The following is a 15,349-nucleotide window of genomic DNA, read 5'->3' on the forward strand; positions in this document are numbered from 1 at the left end:
TCTAATTGGATTATCATCAACGAGTGCCCACACAGATTGATAGGTCTATATTGTTAAAGAGCTTGCTTTGCGAGAAGCTTTTCTCTCAAAGCGGAGGTGCATTCTAGCGATTTAATTGACAGTGTCAAACACTTTTTCAATTTTATTTTCGTAGAAGCTTTTTACCTCTCCGACTCTGCTGAAGCCTTATCGCGTCTGCCGTGTCGGTGGATGCGCATTATAGGGAACTCAGATCCGTTCGCAACCCTTTTTTGAAAAAAAATGGAAAAAAATGACTGTTCGATGACTATTTCATCAAAAAAGCAAAAAAGAGGGTAAAAAACCCTCTTTTTCTGCCTTAAAAGCCGTATTTAAATGAATGCGTACGCGTCTGCGAACATACGTTCGCTCTTCGCTTTCTTGTTCTGAGTGAACTGTTCACGTGCTGCGCCAGCCATTTCAAAACGACCTGCAATATAGATATCGTAGTTTTCTAAGCTTTCGAAATCTTCAGCTACAGCTTGTAGCACGTTACCAACTTTACCTTGCCAGTCTGCAGGAGCTTCTTCTACTACTGGCACAAAGTGAACATTGGCAAACTTGTCGGCAATCTCGACCAGTTCGTCTTTAGCATAAAGCTGGCAGTTATCGCGCGCCCCCCAATATAAATAGATAGGATTGGTTTTATTCTGCGCTACGCAGTGATCCAGAATCGAGCGAACGTAACTGAAGCCTGTACCACCAGCAATTAATAATAATGGGCGTTCGCTTTCTTCTTGAACCCAAGCATCGCCATGTGGCGCATCAATTTCAATCTGACCATCAGTTTCAAGCGCCGCTTGCATTGCTTCGACAACTTCTTGTGCATAAGCGTTGTGTTCCGCCGCACCGATGTGCAGTTCAAGTTCACCTTCATGACGACAAGGGCTGCTTGCGATAGAGAAAGGACGTTTGTCTTTTTCACCCATCACGACCATTAGGTACTGACCGGCTTTAAAAGGCACTGGTGATTCTGGGTGAAGAAGGATTTGGTAAGTATTACAAGCTAACGGCTGAATAGACTTTACTTTACATTGGATGGTCATGGTGTTCCTCTCGCTTACTCGTCAAAAGTAAGCACTAAATTACTTTCTGTATAGGCTTGGCAAGGGAATATCCAACCTTGCTGTTGCTCTTTTTCGGTTAGCATAGGTTCGAGGTGATAGCTCACCTCGCCCGTTAGCTTTTTACACATGCACATGGCGCAAGCGCCAACTTGGCAACGGTGCGGGAAGCGAATATTGTTGTTGAGCGCAGCTTCCAACACCGTCTCCCCTTCTTTTACTTGGAACGTAACGTCCATTGGTAGAAGGTGGACTTGATGACTCATAGAATACCTAACTGGTCCCAAATCTCATCGACTTTAGCCACAAGTTTAGGATCTTTTTTGATAGGCGTGCCCCACTCGCGCGTGGCTTCAGATTCAAACTTATTGGTCGCATCGAGCCCAAGTTTAGATGAACCATCCGCCTTACCACGAACTTGAGTGGTATCTCTGTCTGGATCCATTCGAGTTGTCACTGCCCAAATGATGTCATTCCAATCTTGTGCATTGACGTCATCGTCGCACAAAATAATGAATTTGTTATCCGTGTACTGAGCAAAGAAGTCCCACAAGTATTCCATCAATGCTTGAGATTGACCGGCTTGGTCTTTCTTCATTGTCACAACAACAAATTGGTTGTTTGCTGTGGCCGGTAGATAAACATCGACAATTTCAGGACGCTGCTGTTTCAACGCATCCAAATCAGATTGGGTAATCGCTTTATTATCTCGCTCGGTAACTTTAGTTCGCGTCGCCAGTTCAGCATCCCATTTAATGGTTGCATCTAAACCCATCTTGGAGCCAAGCCCAACCACAGGTGAAGCGAAGTCAAGCGAGTCAATTGGCGTGTTATCTATCATCAAGGTATCACGCACAGGATCCATATGCTCTGACATGGCTTTCACGACATCATTCCAATCTCGTGCGTTTACCGATTCATCGCACACAATAACAAACTTGGTATACATGAATTGACGTAAGAAAGACCACACGCCCATCATTACGCGCTTGGCATGCCCCGGATACTGCTTCTTCATGGTGACGACTGCCATTCGGTACGAACAACCTTCTGGCGGTAGATAGAAGTCTTCAATCTCTGGGAATTGCTTTTGCAAAATCGGCACAAACACTTCGTTTAATGCCACACCCAATACAGCTGGTTCATCTGGCGGACGACCTGTGTAGGTGCTGTGATAAATAGGGTCTTTACGCATAGTAATGTGCGTAATGGTAAATACGTGGTGCTTTTCTTTTTCGTTATAGTAGCCAGTGTGGTCGCCGTAAGGACCTTCATCAGCAAACTCGTTCGGGTCGATATAGCCTTCCATCACGATTTCCGCGCTCGCTGGCACTTCCAAATCATTACTGACTGACTTCACGACTTCCGTTTTGCTTCCACGCAACAAACCTGCAAATGCATATTCCGATAGCGTATCTGGCACTGGTGTTACTGCGCCAAGAATGGTTGCAGGGTCTGCACCAAACGCAACCGAAACTGGGAAAGGTTTACCTGGATTGGTTTCCATCCAATCGCGCAGATCAAGCGCACCACCACGATGGGCTAACCAACGCATGATGATTTTGTTCTTAGCAATTTTCTGCTGACGGTAAATGCCTAGGTTCTGGCGCTTCTTGTTCGGACCTTTGGTTACGGTTAAACCCCAAGTAAGCAGCGGCGCAACATCTTCTGCCCAGCAGCTCATTACCGGAATCTTATCCAAGTCGACTTCATCACCTTGCCAAACAATGTCTTGGCATGGTGCTTTACGTAAACGCTTAGCTGGCATGTTCAATACTTGTTTGAACACAGGCAGTTTTTCTAAGGCGTCTTTGAAGCCTTTTGGTGGCTCAGGCTCTTTTAAATAAGCCAGCAGCTTACCGACTTCTCTTAATTCTTTAACGTCTTCACGTCCCATACCAATCGCAACACGTTCTGGCGTACCAAATAGGTTCGTCAAAACAGGTACGTCGTAGCCGATTGGGTTCTCAAACAACAATGCAGGACCACCAGCACGCAAGGTGCGGTCACTGATTTCTGTCATTTCGTAAGCGGGATCGACGGGGTGAGTGATGCGTTTAAGTCGACCTTTCTGTTCTAGGTGGTCGATAAATTCGCGTAAATCCTTAAAACTCATAGGCCTTCATGCTGGCTGATTAAACTGTCCGCAGTATAACAAATAGGAGGACGCTAAGATCCTCCTATTTTGTGTGGGTATGTGAGCCAGATTACTTTAATACTTGTTCAATCTGCCGAGTCTTTATCTGATGGTTCGAAGATACTAACTCTTCCAACCAGGTTTGATGCCCTTGTTGAGCAAGCTCTCGAGCAACCATGGTTGCTTCTTCTGATAACGCCATTTTTCTAACTAGAAACTGCTTTACTTGCGGAGATAGAGGGTTAGATTTTGTAAGTAGACTAATAGCTTCTGGCTTGAGTGATGGGTTAACTGTGGCATTCATCAATTGCTGAATGGAAAAAACGTCTCCAACCGCAGCTAAACGCTCAAGTTCGGACTGGCTGTTGTAATCAGCTTTCATCCGCCAGAGTAAGTTGTACACTTCCTCATCCTGACTAACTTGTGCCAACCTGACTATCACGGCCGTCGATGGTAACCAACTGGTCACATTTGCTTTGGTTAACTGGGCCGTTAATGCAGCAAGCGCATTGGGTGATAAGCTGTCTAACTCTCGAATCAAAAGCGCTTCACGTGCTTGAGCTTGTTGAGATGGCCCTGTAAGCCATTGCTTTAAGTTAAGCTCTCTTCGTTCAGCTTGTAAGACAAAGTCCAAGGTACTTTGGTCTTGTTTCCAACGCTTAATCAAGCGACTCGCAATAACGGGAAAGTTAAAAGCGGGTACACTAAATTCATACCCATCACCTCGCTCTAACACTTGATAAGTCGGGGTCATACGGATCTGGGACTCAACAAACAGAGCCATTCGAGGCGTGAGAATCACATCTTGCTTTTCAAGCTTTTCCAACAATTGAAAGCGCACCACCTCTTGTTGAGGCAAAGCAAGTCGATCAAGGGCAAATTTAAGCGAGTCGACTTCATCTCTGACAGCGTAATCAAGCAGTTCAGAGACTTTAGTCTGTATTTGAGTATCCTGAAGCCACTGCTCTACTACAGACTCATGCATTTCCTTGGCAGATAATGTCGCAGGTAGAGTGATAAGTGACAAGCTCAGGAGTAATGACGACAACATTCCTTGTTGCATGTTAACCTCCCGATAACATTTCCTTCATTCTGATACTTCTATCGGGAGAAAGCAATAAAAAAGCCACCGATATACGGTGGCTTTTCGCAGAATCACTTATTTGAGACTATTGACGACGCATCGCATCGAAGAACTCATCGTTGGTCTTCGTCATCGCTAGCTTATCGATTAGGAATTCCATTGCGTCGATTTCGCCCATTGGGTGAACGATCTTACGCAGAATCCACATCTTCTGTAGTTCGTCAGTCTTCGTCAGTAGCTCTTCACGACGTGTACCTGAGCGGTTAAAGTCAATCGCAGGGAATACACGCTTCTCAGCAATCTTACGGTTCAAGTGCAGTTCCATGTTACCTGTACCCTTGAACTCTTCGTAGATAACTTCATCCATTTTAGAACCAGTATCTACTAGTGCCGTTGCGATGATAGTTAGGCTGCCGCCTTCTTCTACGTTACGTGCAGCACCGAAGAAACGCTTAGGACGATGTAATGCGTTTGCATCCACACCACCAGTTAGTACTTTACCTGATGAAGGCACTACGGTGTTGTAAGCACGAGCTAGACGAGTGATAGAGTCAAGCAAGATAACCACGTCTTTCTTATGTTCAACAAGACGTTTTGCTTTTTCGATCACCATTTCCGCTACTTGTACGTGACGAGATGCTGGCTCATCGAAAGTCGACGCAACCACTTCACCTTTAACTAGGCGCTGCATCTCAGTTACTTCTTCTGGACGTTCGTCGATAAGAAGAACCATCAACTCACACTCTGGGTGGTTGTACGCGATGCTTTGCGCGATGTTTTGCAGAAGCATTGTTTTACCCGCTTTAGGCGGAGCAACAATCAGACCACGTTGACCTTTACCGATTGGCGATGCCAAGTCTAAAACACGTGCTGTAATGTCTTCTGTTGAACCGTTACCACGCTCCATAACCATGCGCTCATTCGCATGTAGAGGGGTAAGGTTTTCAAATAGGATCTTGTTACGGGCGTTGTCTGGTTTATCGTCGTTAACGGTATTGACTTTTAGAAGGGCAAAGTAACGTTCACCGTCTTTTGGTGGACGAATTTTACCAGCGATAGAGTCACCAGTACGTAGGTTAAAGCGACGAATCTGACTTGGTGATACGTAGATATCGTCCGGACCCGCAAGGTATGAACTATCTGCACTGCGTAGGAAACCAAAGCCGTCTTGCAGAATTTCCAGAACCCCATCGCCAAAGATGTCTTCGCCGCCTTTAGCGTGCGCTTTTAAAATCGCGAAGATGATGTCTTGTTTTCTTAAGCGAGCTAGGTTCTCTAATCCTAAGCTTTCGCCCAGTTTTACAAGGTCAGACACAGGTCTGTTCTTCAGTTCGGTAAGGTTCATGGTGGTGGATTCTTGTTTAGTCAAAATAAGATCTGTTTTCTAGTTAAGATGGATTTGGTCTCAGGATCGACCAAGAAGAGAAATTTGTTCAATTAACGCGCGATAAGTTAGCACTAATTAGTATTCTAGTCCAGAGTTAGAAAAACAAAACCGTGCATTGTAACTTTGCACGGTTTTATCTGTAATCACTTGGTGATTATAAGTTTGCGTCTAGGAACTCTTTTAGTTGAGTTTTAGACAGAGCACCTACTTTCGTTGCCGCCACGTTACCATCTTTAAATAGTAATAGCGTTGGAATGCCGCGAATACCAAACTTAGGTGGTGTACCTGCGTTATGGTCGATGTTTAGTTTACCGATAGTGAGTTTGCCTTCGTACTCGTCTGCGATTTCGTCCAAAATAGGAGCGATCATTTTACAAGGACCACACCATTCTGCCCAAAAATCCACTAGAACCGGGCCTGCAGCGTTGATTACATCGTTTTCAAAACCGTCATCAGTTAGCTGCAAAATCTTATCACTCATCTTCCACTCCAATGTGTTTTTCGAAACTGGTTGGATGATAACCAGTAATTAGATGCCCTATTGGAATGTATTTACTTTCGTATTGCAAGCTTTAGCTGATATTCTATAGCCATGAAAAAGACGCATATCACAGAGCAAAAGTTCGCCGATTTGGGCTTAAAGCCCCAAGTTATTGAAGGATTGGACAAAAAAGGGTTCGAATTTTGTACCCCTATCCAAGCCTTGGCGTTGCCGGTCCTGCTCACCGGCCAAGACATCGCAGGCCAGGCCCAAACGGGTACTGGTAAAACGCTCGCGTTTCTTACTGCTACGTTCAACCACCTTCTGACGACTCCGGAACATGAAGGTCGTAAGCCTACACAGCCACGCGCAATTATTATGGCGCCTACACGTGAGCTCGCTATTCAGATTTACAATGATGCAGAATCATTAACTGAAAGCACAGGTCTAAAAACCGCTCTAGCTTACGGTGGTGAAAGCTACGACAAGCAACTTGCGAAACTGCAAGACGGCGTAGATATTCTGATCGGAACAACAGGCCGTATCATCGATTTCTACAAACAGCGCGTATTTAACCTCAACAACATTCAAGCTGTTGTTCTGGACGAAGCCGACCGCATGTTCGATCTTGGCTTTATTAAAGACATTCGCTTCTTGTTCCGTCGTATGCCTGAGCCAAAAGAGCGTTTGAACATGCTGTTCTCAGCAACGCTGTCTTACCGCGTTCAAGAACTGGCATTCGAACACATGAATACTCCTGAGCATGTCGTTGTCGAACCAGAACAAAAAACTGGCCACCGTATCCAGGAAGAGCTTTTCTATCCTTCGAATGAAGACAAAATGGCGCTGCTTCAAACACTAATTGAAGAAGAGTGGCCAGATCGCGCTATCATTTTTGCCAATACCAAGCATAAGTGTGAATCGGTTTGGGGTCATTTGGCTGCCGATGGACACCGTGTAGGCCTTCTTACTGGCGATGTACCGCAGAAGAAGCGTGAGAAGATTCTTGAGCAATTCACCAAAGGTGATGTCGACATCCTAGTTGCAACTGACGTTGCAGCGCGTGGCCTGCATATTCCTCAGGTAACGCACGTTTTCAACTACGACCTTCCTGACGACTGTGAAGATTATGTTCACCGTATTGGCCGTACTGGTCGCGCTGGTGCGAGCGGTCATTCGATCAGTTTTGCTTGTGAAGAGTACGCGGTTAACCTACCAGCAATCGAAGAATACATTGAGCATACAATCCCAGTTTCAGAGTACGATTCGTCGGCACTGATTCAAGATCTACCGGCTCCGATTCGTATGCGTGCACCACGCAACCAACAGCGCCGCACGAATACTGGCGGTACCCGTTCTGGTAACCGTAAGCCGCAGGGACGTCGTCCACGCCAACCGCGTCAATCGGCACCAAAACAATCGTAATAGGAAACTGAGTTCGTTTTATGAGTCAAGCAGGATCATCACCGCTATATGCCGCCATCGACCTCGGGTCGAACAGTTTTCACATGCTCGTTGTGCGTCACATCGATGGCAGCGTTCAAACAATGGCTAAAATTAAGCGCAAAGTTCGTCTAGCAGCGGGCTTAGATGAACATAATTCTCTTAGTATGGAAGCTATGCAGCGAGGATGGGACTGCTTAAGTCTATTTGCGGAACGCTTGCAGGACATTCCTAAACAAAACATTCGCATCGTCGGTACTGCAACATTACGTACCGCGACCAATGTAGATGTGTTTTTAGAAAAGGCTAACCAAATTCTAGGCCAGCCTATCGAAGTGATTACTGGTGAAGAAGAAGCTGCCACTATCTATAAAGGTGTCGCTCACACCTCTGGCGGTAGTGGTCGTCGCCTTGTAGTCGATATCGGTGGAGCAAGTACCGAACTGATTATCGGTGAAGGTTTCGAAGCCAAAGCACTGACCAGCTTAAAAATGGGCTGCGTGACTTGGCTTGAAAACTTCTTTAAAGATCGCCAATTGAATGCTCGTAACTTTGACGCGGCAATTGAAGGAGCGAAACAGACCATCCAGCCGATTTTAGAACGTTATACAGAAATTGGTTGGGATGTGTGTGTTGGTGCATCAGGCACTGTTCAGGCATTGCAAGAGATAATGCTGGCGCAAGGCATGGACGAAGTAATCACTCACTCCAAGCTCAAACGTCTACAGAAGCAAGCCATGTTGGCCGACCATTTAGAAGAACTCGATATTGAAGGCTTAACACTTGAGCGTGCATTAGTGTTCCCTAGTGGCCTCTCTATTTTGATTGCCGTTTTTGAATTGCTTGAAATCGATGCTATGACACTGGCTGGCGGCGCACTACGCGAAGGCTTAGTGTATGAGATGGTTGAAGAGCTTCGTCAAGAAGACATTCGTGCCCGCACTATCGCTAGCGTACAAAATCGTTATCAGCTCGATCACCAATACGGTGAACAAGTCGCTAGTCTGGCACACACGCTTTTACAGCAAGCTGGGGGCGATGAGTGGATTACAGAGCCTCAGGGCAAGATATTACTCGAGACCGCCGCAAAACTGCATGAAATTGGCTTAACTATCGATTTCAAAAAAGGCGGAGAGCATAGTGCTTACTTGCTGCAGAATTTGGATCTGCCTGGTTACACGCGCGCGCAGAAGTTCTTTATTGGTGAAGTGGCTCGTCGCTATCGCGAACAACTCACTTCTTTACCTGAGCAGCATGCATTATCAGGCTCGAGTGCAAAACGAGTATTGAGATTGTTGCGTCTTGCGGTTCTGCTCAGCCATCGTCGCAATCCTGATCTAGAGCCAAATGTGACTCTAACGGTTGAAGGCGACAATCTAACGTTACACATTGATGCGCAATGGCTAGAGAAAAACCCACTGACTGCGGCTGAGTTGGAAATTGAATCCAACCGTCAGACAGACATCGGCTGGCCATTAAATATCGTAGCAAAATAAGCGAATATCACTGCCTTACAATACTAAAGCCCAGGCGTTCGCTTGGGCTTTTCTGCTTCTACTTCCCCTACAAAACGTGCTGCCCAGCAAAAATCTCAGCTTCTCCGCTCTACATCGAAAAACAGCCATGCTTTATTGATAAACACAATTTAGCCAACCAAGATGCACCATCATGAAAACCGTTTTAATGACTGGCTTAACTGGTACCCTCGCCCCAAAAGTCGCTCATCAGTTTCACCTACGCGGCTGGAACATATTGGAGTGGAATCACCACCAAATCTCACCAGATGATCCAGAGCAAAGTGAACAATTTTGGCAGCAACACCACATCAATGCGGTGTGCCATATGGCGATGGGAAGTGAAGAGTGGGCAGCGTGGCTTGGTGAGCAATGCAAACGCCACAATATTCCTTACCTCTTTGTCAGCACAGCAATGGTATTTGATGCCACAAAAAACGGGCCTTATGGCATCTTTGAAGAAAGAAACACCCAAGATGATTACGGCAAATACAAAGTTCGTTGTGAAGATGCAATCTGGCAAGCAAATCCAGATGCGATGGTTGCTCGAATTGGTTGGCAGCTCCATCACCAAGCAGAAGGCAATAACATGTTGGCGCATCTCGACCGCCAATATGAAGAGAACGGCGTTATTACCGCTAGCACGGCTTGGTATCCCGCGACTTCTCATATGGACGATACTGCACTCGCCTTTTTGCAGCTTATTGAGCGGAACGAAGCCGGTTTATATCACCTTGATAGCAACTTAAAAGATAAGTGGAATTTCTACGAACTCGTTTGTGCACTCAAACAGCATTACAACAAACCATGGCAAGTGCTGCCAAGCAATGACTATCACCATGACCAACGTCTAACAGATGAACGAATTGCCTTGCCGCCATTGAGTGAACGTTTCACCAAGCCAGAGCAAATCCAGCAAGCTGGCATCATAGGAATCAACTGGGGACGCACGCACATTCCGCACTATAGAAACAATGGTGTTGCAGTCACGACGTTATGTGCCAACCAAATAGAACCTCTTCAGCAAGCGTGCAGTGAAGAAGCAATCCCAAAGGCAGAAACGAACATCAGCGCACTCAAACTACTTGATGTCGTGACCATCGCGACACCTGCGCATACTCATGCAGAGATCATAAAGACGTTAGGTTCAACCAAGCTTATCTGTGAAAAGCCATTGTTGGGATTGAATTCCGACATCACTCACTGGCAGCAACCGAACGCCAACCTATTGGTTAATTACGCCTTTGCTCAGCTAAATACCGCCAAGACAATAGAGGAGTGGCTCACTTCGCAAACCCAACCTTGTGTGGTCAATCTAGTCACCCAGGTTAACCTACCGGGCACCTTCACACTCAAAGAGTGGTTTCTTGAAACAGCTAGCCACCCTATCTCCTGGTTGCTGCACTGCTTTGGAGACTACTCTCAGTCGACACTGACTGAGAAAAATGGCCAACTGATCGTTGAGCTGCAATGTGGCGACCACCAGCTAAGATTTGTATTTGAATTAACAGGTGAGCCGGGCATCGAGCACAATCTAACGATTCAATCCAACCAGACCTTAACCAGCAAAGGCTACTACCGTGTCGGAGAAAAATGGCGTTTCGAGCCCATTCTCGTTAATGGCAACACGATAAATGATGGAGAGTACAGCGAGTCTGATTGCTGGCAGGACGCCAATCAACGCAGTGTCGGTTTGATGTTGGCGATGTTCAATCAAAGCATCAGCTGGGATAACGGCCTGCAACTTGGCGCCTTCGATGCGCAAAAAGCCATTTTGATTGAGAAGATGCTCTGTTAGCCATTTCACCAGCGAGCTTCCTCTACGTGCCGTACCTTCGATTAAAAGGTCTCACTCGGGACCTTTTTTACTGCTCATTTTTACCTTCGTACAGCTCAGGGAGCTTTTGGACACCCATGATCTAATTGCTCCCCACGCTGTACAAAACCCTCTAAATCCCAGTAAGCAGGTACAAAAAAGCCGCTTGATTTAAGCAAGCGGCTTTCGGGGTTCCCACTGATATTAAGACTGAACGCTTGTCGTCACCTTAAAGTCAGGGTTCACCGCAGTCAGCTTCTTAATTAGGTAATTCAGTAATACGCCGTACATCGGAACGAACAAACCAAGACTGATAATCAGTTTGAAGCCGTAATCCACCAGCGCGATTTCCGTCCAATGCTCTGCCATAAATGGATCTGGGCTTTGATAGAACGCAATGGCGAAGAAAGCGATGGTATCAAGTGCATTACCGAAAAGCGTTGAACACGTTGGTGCCACCCACCATTGCTTCATTTGACGTAGGCGGTTGAACACGTGCACATCCATGATCTGACCAAGTAGGTACGCCATGAAGCTAGCAATCGCGATACGAGCAACGAATAAGTTAAATTCCCCTAGGTGACCAAAACCTTGGAATTGACCTTCGAAGAACACCACCGATAAGAAGTAAGACACTGCCAAAGCAGGCAACATCACTAAGAAGATGATCTTACGCGCCAACTGAGCACCGAAAATACGCACCGTTAAGTCAGTCGCTAGGAATATAAATGGGAAAGTGAATGCGCCCCAAGTGGTATGGAAACCGAAAATAGTAAACGGTAGCTGAACTAGGTAATTGCTAGATGCAATAATGACTAGGTGGAATAGAACCAGATAGATAAGGGCGTTGCGCTGCTGCGCAGGGGTAAAGTTACTCATGCGATACCTTTTTAGTTTGGTTTGGGGGTGAGGGAACCCAAATCGAGTCACTGAATAAAGTGGCTCTTACCAACAATGTAAAATGAAAAATAAACTGGCTTGGCTCATTCTGAGCGAAGCGGTGGGCGATTATACATTAACCACTTTTCGCCGCAAGTCGTCTGTTTGACGCAAACGTTTAAGCATAAAAAAGGGTGTTTCATGTGAAACACCCTTTCAAGAAAAATTCTATTTTTAGAAACCGCGCTGGAACAATCCTGCAAGATAATCCAACTCTTCCCTGCTCTCTTCAATCGCTAACGCTTCAAACCAAATCGCTTCGCTGTAATGCTCTGCTTTCATAAACAGTCGGCAACCTTCAAAGTCGATCAGCCAAGAGTGAATGTCCGCATCCCATTGCTTTTCCACCACAGTAGCGGAAAGCAAGCCGACTAAACGCTCACCTAAGGCAGGAAAACTATCAAGGTCAAAGCTCGGCGCAGTAATGATTAAGCGCCCTTCTTGTGCCATGTAGTCCGCTAAGCCAAATTCCTTTTGCATCTTGGTTCCTTATCCGTGGTGAGTAATGTGTTCTTGAATCAAATCAAGGAATGGATCGGCGTACTTCTCTAGTTTGCGTTGACCAACACCGCTCACTGCCAGCATTTCGCCGTAAGACGTTGGCAGAATTTCCGCCATATCAATCAGAGTCGCGTCACTGAAGACCACGTATGGTGGCAAACCATCTTCATCAGCAATCGACTTACGCAACTTGCGTAACTTAGCAAACAGCTTTTTGTCGTAGTTCTTGCTGGTCAGTTTATCTGACTTCGCCGCACGTGCTGCGGTGTCTAAACGTGGAACCGCTAACTCCAGAGTCACATCGCCACGCAACAACGGACGCGCCTCTTCGGTAAGTTGCAACGTTGAGTTACGAGTGATGTTTTGGAACAGCAGCCCTTTGTGGATTAACTGACGGAAAATACTCACCCAGTAATCGTGGCTATGATCGCGCCCTATCGCGTAAGTAGAAATCTTATCGTGCCCATTTTCACGTACACGAATGTTTTGCATGCCACGTAGCACTTCTACCACGTAGCCCATACCAAAGCTCTGATTAACACGGTACACACAAGACAACGCCTTACGCGCTTCTTCCGTGGCATCAAAGTGTTTCGGTGGATCTAAGCAAATATCGCAGTTGCCACATGGCTTCTCACGATACTCACCAAAGTAATTCAATAGTACCTGACGACGACAAGTCTGCGCCTCAGCAAAGGCACTCATCGCATTCAGTTTGTGGGTTTCCACCTGCTTCTGTGGACCATCGTCTTTCTCATCCAACATACGGCGCAGCCAACTGATGTCCGCTGGGTCATACAACATCATGGCTTCCGCAGGTAGACCATCACGCCCTGCACGACCGGTTTCCTGATAGTAGGACTCGATATTACGCGGGATATCAAAGTGAACCACAAAACGCACGTTTGGTTTGTTGATGCCCATACCGAATGCCACGGTCGCCACTACAATTTGGATGTCATCACGTTGGAAAGCTTCTTGAACGTAAGCGCGCTCATCAGCGTCCATACCTGCGTGATAACCAGCAGCACGAATGTGGTTGTTGCACAGCTTCTCGGTCACCATCTCAACTTTCTTACGGCTACCACAATAGATGATGCCGCAATTCCCCTTTTGGGTTTCAAGATAACGAACGATTTGCGAAACCGGCTTGTGCTTCTCAACTAAGTTGTAGCGAATGTTGGGACGGTCGAAGCTGCCTAGGTAAACCTCTGGATTATTCAGTTGCAGACGTTCAAGAATATCTCGGCGCGTTGCGTCATCTGCGGTCGCCGTCAGCGCCATAAATGGCACATGGGAAAACTGCTGCTTAAGTTGACCAAGCGCGGCATATTCTGGACGGAAGTCGTGTCCCCACTGGGAAATACAGTGCGCTTCATCAACGGCAATCATCGATAACGGCAGGTTTTCCAAACGTTCAATGAAGTCACGCATTAATACGCGTTCTGGCGAGACGTACACCAACTTAAGATGGCCAGTGTGCATGCGGTTATACACGCTGAGCAGCTCTTCACGAGGCATGGTCGAGTTAATGCACTCAGCCGCTACACCGTTGGCTTTAAGCTGGTCCACTTGGTCCTTCATCAGCGAGATAAGCGGAGAGATCACCAAAGTAATGCCAGAGCGAACCAAAGCAGGAATTTGATAACACAGCGACTTACCGCCACCAGTAGGCAGGATAACTAAGCTGTCGCGACCTTCTACCGCAGCGTCAATCACCAACTGCTGACCATCACGGAACTCTTGGTAACCAAACACATCCTCCAACACACGTTGAGGCGTTACAGGCGAATCAGATTGTTCGGCTAACAAGGTCGAGGTCATGAAAAGTCTCAGATTGGGTCTTAAAAAAGAGGTGCTTATGCATACCACTGGCACACAAAGTGAGGGCACATTGTAATGGGGTTTCATGGTGAATAAAACCGCAAATTGTTAGGTGTTTCGCATCACGACTCGTATACTGATTTTCTGCTCTATAAAACACACAATTAGGTGACACTTCATGACACCAGAAGACGAACAACAACGCGCGCGGCAAGGCATCTTGCTAGCGATTGGCGCGTATACCATGTGGGGCATTGCGCCGATGTACTTTAAGTCCATCGCACAAGTATCTCCTTTGGAAATTCTAAGCCACCGAGTGATATGGTCTTTCTTTTTGCTTGCTGCACTCCTCCATTTTGGCCGTCACTGGCGCTCGGCTTACCACATCGCGAAAGACAAAACGAAAATCGCTTACCTGATCGCAAGTTCCATGTTAATTGGCGGCAATTGGTTGATTTTCATTTGGGCGGTAAACTCGAATCATATGCTCGACGCCAGCTTAGGTTATTACATTAACCCACTGATCAACGTCTTACTCGGGATGGTATTTTTGGGAGAGAGACTGCGTAAATTACAGTGGTTCGCGGTTGTATTGGCAGGTTGTGGCGTACTCGTTCAACTGATTGTATTTGGCTCCGTACCTGTTGTTGCGATGGCGTTAGCAATGAGCTTCGGCTTTTATGGCTTATTAAGAAAGAAAGTCAGTGTCGATGCAAAAACTGGCTTGTTTATCGAGACATTACTTCTACTGCCAGTGGCCGCTGTTTATTTGCTTTTTATTGCCGATACACCAACCTCAAATATGCTTACGAATCCACTTACGTTAAATAGTTTGTTGATCGCGGCTGGGGTTATAACAACCCTGCCACTGCTGTGCTTTACGGGTGCAGCAACAAGACTCAAATTATCGACTTTGGGCTTTTTCCAATATATAGGCCCAAGCTTAATGTTTTTACTTGCAGTATTGATGTATGGCGAACCCTTTACCATGGATAAAGCGATCACTTTCGTCTTTATTTGGGGAGCACTAGTCGTGTTTAGCTTTGATGGATTACGTAATAACCGTCGCTCACGCCGAATCGTTCAGCCACAATGATCGTTTTTTACAAGACAAGTTAGAAATTGCCAGATAAGCTTGGTC

The 15,349-nt window shown here is 46.3% G+C and carries 13 protein-coding genes; 4 read left to right on the plus strand and 9 right to left on the minus strand.

Going from position 1 to position 15,349, the window contains the following annotated elements:
* Window positions 1-350 precede the first annotated feature (350 nt).
* The 6 genes from fre to trxA form a co-directional block, all read right to left on the minus strand.
* Window positions 351-1,064, minus strand: coding sequence for an NAD(P)H-flavin reductase (gene fre / locus R7Q09_RS22680; RefSeq protein ID WP_005382872.1), 714 nt, complete (start codon window positions 1,062-1,064; stop codon window positions 351-353).
* Between the two features lie 14 nt (window positions 1,065-1,078).
* Entirely contained in the window at window positions 1,079-1,348 is a 270-nt protein-coding gene (locus R7Q09_RS22685; RefSeq protein ID WP_009696789.1) for a 2Fe-2S iron-sulfur cluster-binding protein, read from the minus strand.
* Window positions 1,345-3,198 carry a 4-hydroxy-3-polyprenylbenzoate decarboxylase gene (gene ubiD, locus R7Q09_RS22690; RefSeq protein ID WP_318071239.1) on the minus strand — a complete coding sequence of 618 codons (1,854 nt, stop codon included), beginning with the start codon at window positions 3,196-3,198 and terminating at the stop codon, window positions 1,345-1,347. Before ubiD ends, R7Q09_RS22685 begins: the two co-directional genes overlap by 4 nt.
* A 91-nt stretch (window positions 3,199-3,289) precedes the next feature.
* The gene (locus R7Q09_RS22695) at window positions 3,290-4,282 is read right to left on the minus strand and encodes a hypothetical protein (RefSeq protein WP_005378756.1); all 993 of its coding nucleotides are present in this window, start codon (window positions 4,280-4,282) and stop codon (window positions 3,290-3,292) included.
* 106 nt (window positions 4,283-4,388) lie between these two features.
* Complete coding sequence (rho, locus tag R7Q09_RS22700; protein ID WP_005378757.1) at window positions 4,389-5,648, minus strand: transcription termination factor Rho; 1,260 nt, start codon at window positions 5,646-5,648, stop codon at window positions 4,389-4,391.
* Window positions 5,649-5,844: 196 nt separating this feature from the next.
* Window positions 5,845-6,171, minus strand: coding sequence for a thioredoxin TrxA (gene trxA, locus R7Q09_RS22705; RefSeq protein WP_004745500.1), 327 nt, complete (start codon window positions 6,169-6,171; stop codon window positions 5,845-5,847).
* Window positions 6,172-6,282: 111 nt separating this feature from the next.
* Here trxA and rhlB point away from each other — a divergent pair, with 111 nt between their 5' ends.
* The 3 genes from rhlB (at window position 6,283) to R7Q09_RS22720 (ending at window position 10,926) form a co-directional block, all read left to right on the plus strand.
* Window positions 6,283-7,596 carry an ATP-dependent RNA helicase RhlB gene (rhlB, locus tag R7Q09_RS22710; RefSeq protein WP_054577300.1) on the plus strand — a complete coding sequence of 438 codons (1,314 nt, stop codon included), beginning with the start codon at window positions 6,283-6,285 and terminating at the stop codon, window positions 7,594-7,596.
* Window positions 7,597-7,616: 20 nt separating this feature from the next.
* Window positions 7,617-9,110, plus strand: a complete 1,494-nt coding sequence (gene gppA, locus R7Q09_RS22715) for a guanosine-5'-triphosphate,3'-diphosphate diphosphatase (protein ID WP_053306516.1) — start codon at window positions 7,617-7,619, stop codon at window positions 9,108-9,110.
* Window positions 9,111-9,282: 172 nt separating this feature from the next.
* The gene (locus R7Q09_RS22720) at window positions 9,283-10,926 is read left to right on the plus strand and encodes a sugar nucleotide-binding protein (protein ID WP_318071240.1); all 1,644 of its coding nucleotides are present in this window, start codon (window positions 9,283-9,285) and stop codon (window positions 10,924-10,926) included.
* 222 nt (window positions 10,927-11,148) lie between these two features.
* On the opposite strand, the gene R7Q09_RS22725 is transcribed toward R7Q09_RS22720, so the two are convergent.
* The 3 genes from R7Q09_RS22725 to recQ form a co-directional block, all read right to left on the minus strand.
* Window positions 11,149-11,823 (minus strand): 7-cyano-7-deazaguanine/7-aminomethyl-7-deazaguanine transporter, encoded by a 675-nt coding sequence (locus tag R7Q09_RS22725; RefSeq protein ID WP_005378770.1) that lies wholly within the window; start codon window positions 11,821-11,823, stop codon window positions 11,149-11,151.
* A gap of 234 nt (window positions 11,824-12,057) precedes the next feature.
* The gene (locus tag R7Q09_RS22730; RefSeq protein ID WP_005378772.1) at window positions 12,058-12,363 is read right to left on the minus strand and encodes a DUF3630 family protein; all 306 of its coding nucleotides are present in this window, start codon (window positions 12,361-12,363) and stop codon (window positions 12,058-12,060) included.
* 9 nt (window positions 12,364-12,372) lie between these two features.
* A complete protein-coding gene (gene recQ, locus R7Q09_RS22735; RefSeq protein WP_005451195.1) occupies window positions 12,373-14,208 on the minus strand; it encodes an ATP-dependent DNA helicase RecQ in 1,836 nt (611 codons plus the stop codon).
* Between the two features lie 178 nt (window positions 14,209-14,386).
* Here recQ and rarD point away from each other — a divergent pair, with 178 nt between their 5' ends.
* The gene (rarD, locus tag R7Q09_RS22740; protein WP_005378774.1) at window positions 14,387-15,304 is read left to right on the plus strand and encodes an EamA family transporter RarD; all 918 of its coding nucleotides are present in this window, start codon (window positions 14,387-14,389) and stop codon (window positions 15,302-15,304) included.
* Window positions 15,305-15,349: the final 45 nt, after the last annotated feature.

The sequence above is a fragment of the Vibrio sp. 2130-1 genome, from assembly GCF_033339515.1.